Origin of the sequence: Paracoccus sp. (in: a-proteobacteria) (assembly GCF_030538495.1) — a bacterium.
Lineage (GTDB): Bacteria > Pseudomonadota > Alphaproteobacteria > Rhodobacterales > Rhodobacteraceae > Paracoccus.
This window is the reverse complement of sequence record NZ_JAUNTW010000027.1, coordinates 1-1562: the sequence shown is the minus strand read 5'-3', so window position 1 is coordinate 1562 and position 1562 is coordinate 1. Positions and strand designations below refer to the sequence as shown.

Genomic DNA, 1562 nt, shown 5'->3' with positions numbered 1-1562 from the left:
ATCGGCGTTCTGAATTTCATTGCGCCCGCTGCCGATCAAGGCCTTGTCCATGATGGTGTTGCCTTCGAGGAGCAGCTCCGTCGCCCGCAACTTGGCGTAGCTGCTGGGCGTTTTGCCGCTGCCATCGGCGGCGATCATATCCAGCAGCGACACCTGATTGCCCGCCTGCGCGCGCACCAGAAAGCCAGCCTTGGCCCCCTTTTTCAGGTCCGCAATCGCGGTTTCCTGCGTGGTGACCTTCGCGGTTGTGTCTGTCAGGTCTTTATCCTGCACCTCGACCCAGCGATCCACGGACCAGCGGTGCAGGCGGTTGTCGGGGATGCGCACCCACAGATCGCCCGTGACCAGATCGTCACGATCCGGCACGGCGCGACCCCAAAATGACCGGTTGCGGGATTTCAGGGACGTGTCGGTGACGTCAACCCACGCGCTGCCAGACCAGCGGTGCATCGTATTGCCGTTGGTGTCGATCCACAGATCGCCCGTGACCCGGCCCTCGGCCTCGGGCGCCTGCGCCTGACGGAAAATGCTGGGCTTGGTGTTGACGGTGGCGCTGACGGTATTCAGTCGCGTGGACAGGGCCGTATTGGCGTTTGACCGCGTCGTCGCCTCGGCGGTGATGGCGGATTCGGCTTTTTCGAACCGGGACACAATATTTTGTTTGTAGATCGTCATTGCCTGATCGTCCGCCAGTTTCGCGGCCTCGATCTTTTGGATGCGGGCCAGCAATTGCTGGTCGATCCGCGTAACGGCGACATTGTCGATCACCAGAGGGTTGTTGGAAAACACCCGCCAGCGGGCCTTACCAACCCCTTCAGGTGGGGTCAGTTGCCCGCTGCCTGTGCGCATCTCGGCGGTGTCGGGCAGGCGCGCGGCCAGACGTTCGGTGCCGATGGTCGCGCCGTCCGCGTCATAAAACTGCACCCGGACGCTGGCCCCATCGCCCTGATAATCCAGCCGCCATTGCAGCATCTCGCCCGGCGTAAATACGACGTCGAACTCCTGACCCAGCCGGGTGGCGACATGCGCCTGACCATCGGTCACGGTCGCGGTGCCGTGGGTCCAGCCGGTCAGACCGTCGGCAAAATCGCCATTGCTGATCAGATTGCCGGACAGCGCGGCGGCGGTGATTTCGTCAATCCGCGCCTGAATTTGGCCGAATTCGCTTTGCAATTCGACGGTCACGTCTCGGATGCCGTTATCGGTGTAATCCCTTGCATCCCTGCGCGCGGTGTCGATTTTGCCCAGCAGATCGTCGACATCGTCACCCAGCCCTTTGACCGCCGCGTCCAGATCGGTGCGCAGAGTGATGGCCCGCTGCTGCGCGTCCGCCGCCGTCGCGGCGGCCTGATCCGCAATCGCCCGATCCTGCGCCAGTTTTTGCTGCAGTGTCTCCGAAAAATCCGACGGCTCGATGCGGATATCGGGCGCGACAAAATCCGTCCAGCCGGTCCAGACCGTGCGGCGCGGCGCGACCAGACGGCCACGGGCTTGCATCGCTGCGCCGGGCAGGATGCCTTGGGTGACCAGCACCCCGCCCGCCGCGACGTCATGGGCGGTCC

1 protein-coding gene is annotated in these 1562 nt (G+C 63.8%); it reads right to left on the bottom strand.

All coding sequences use genetic code 11. The features are described 5' to 3' along the window. Positions 1-1562 (bottom strand): hypothetical protein (locus Q4G20_RS13615; protein ID WP_303343997.1); only part of this gene is annotated, 1562 nt, incomplete at both ends.